Source organism: Pseudomonas sp. GM84, assembly GCF_000282535.1.
In the GTDB taxonomy this organism is placed as follows: domain Bacteria; phylum Pseudomonadota; class Gammaproteobacteria; order Pseudomonadales; family Pseudomonadaceae; genus Aquipseudomonas.
Map to the genome: position 1 here is coordinate 1 of NZ_AKJC01000059.1, position 1392 is coordinate 1392.

Annotated in this window: 1 protein-coding gene and 1 pseudogene; both read left to right on the plus strand. The window is 65.4% G+C overall.

The features are described 5' to 3' along the window. Window positions 1-865: FAD-dependent oxidoreductase (locus tag PMI38_RS03650; RefSeq protein WP_008090843.1), on the plus strand; the 865-nt coding region annotated here is incomplete at its 5' end. A 156-nt stretch (window positions 866-1021) separates the two neighbouring features. Next, window positions 1022-1392 (plus strand): annotated as a pseudogene (locus tag PMI38_RS03655) (1-aminocyclopropane-1-carboxylate deaminase); the annotation flags it as partial.

Sequence of the window (1392 nt, forward strand, 5' to 3'; positions counted from 1 at the left end):
GGCGCCTACCGTGGCTGCCGAGCGTGGACACGCGGTGACACTGTTCGACGCAGCGAGCGAAATCGGCGGCCAGTTCAATGTCGCCAAGCGAGTACCTGGCAAGGAGGAGTTTTTCGAGACCTTGCGCTACTTCCGCAACAAGGTGGACAGCACTGGCGTCGAGCTTCGCCTGAACACCCGGGTCGATGTGCAGTCTCTGGTCGACGGTGGTTATGACGAAGTCATCCTGGCGACCGGCATTGCCCCGCGTACCCCGGCCATTCCGGGCGTCGAGCATGCCAAGGTGCTCAGCTACCTTGACGTGCTGCTCGAACGCAAGCCGGTCGGCGAGGCGGTCGCAGTGATCGGTGCCGGCGGTATCGGCTTCGATGTTTCCGAGTATCTGGTGCACCAGGGCGTGGCAAGCAGTCAGGACCGCGACGCCTTCTGGAAGGAGTGGGGGATCGACACCCAGCTGGAGGCGCGTGGCGGCGTGGCAGGGGTCAAGGCCCAGCCGCATGCGCCGGCCCGTCAGGTGTATTTGCTGCAGCGCAAGAAGTCCAAGGTCGGTGATGGCCTGGGCAAGACCACCGGCTGGATCCACCGCGCCGGGCTGAAGAACAAGCAGGTGCAGATGCTCAACAGCGTCGAGTACCTGGGGATCGATGATGCCGGCCTGCACATTCGTGTCGGCGAGGGCGAACCGCAGGTGTTGGCGGTGGACAACGTGGTGATCTGCGCCGGGCAGGAGCCGCTGCGGGAGCTGCATGAAGGGCTGCTGGCGGCGGGGCAGTCGGTGCACCTGATTGGTGGCGCGGATGTGGCGGCCGAGCTGGATGCCAAGCGGGCGATCAACCAAGGGTCGCGGTTGGCGGCTGAGCTTTGAGATAGTCGAGGGCCGCTTTGCGGCCCTATTCGCGGGACAAGCCCGCTCCCACAGATATTCCGCCGTACCAAAGGGCTGCAGGATGCCTGTGGGAGCGGGCTTGTCCCGCGAATGGGGCGCAAAGCGCCCCCGGGATTTCACTGTAAACTCCTGCCCATGACCACTCACTTCCAAGACCTCCCCCAAGCCCCGCTGCAGCCCTTGCACCTGCCCTGGCTACACGCAGCCCAGGTCGAAGCCGCCATCCTGCGCCTGGACCTGATCGACCCGCTGATCAGCGGCAACAAATGGTTCAAGCTGCGTCATCACCTGCTGCAAGCCCATGAAGCAGGCGCCCCTGGTCTCATCAGCCTCGGCGGCAATCACTCCAACCACCTTCACGCCCTGGCCGCCGCAGGCAAGCGCTTCGGCTTCGCAACTGTTGGCCTGCTGCGCGGCCACCCCCAGGACACCCCGACGGTGCGGGACCTGCAGGCGCTCGGCATGGAACTGCACTGGCTTGGCTACGGCGGCTACCGAGCCCGCCA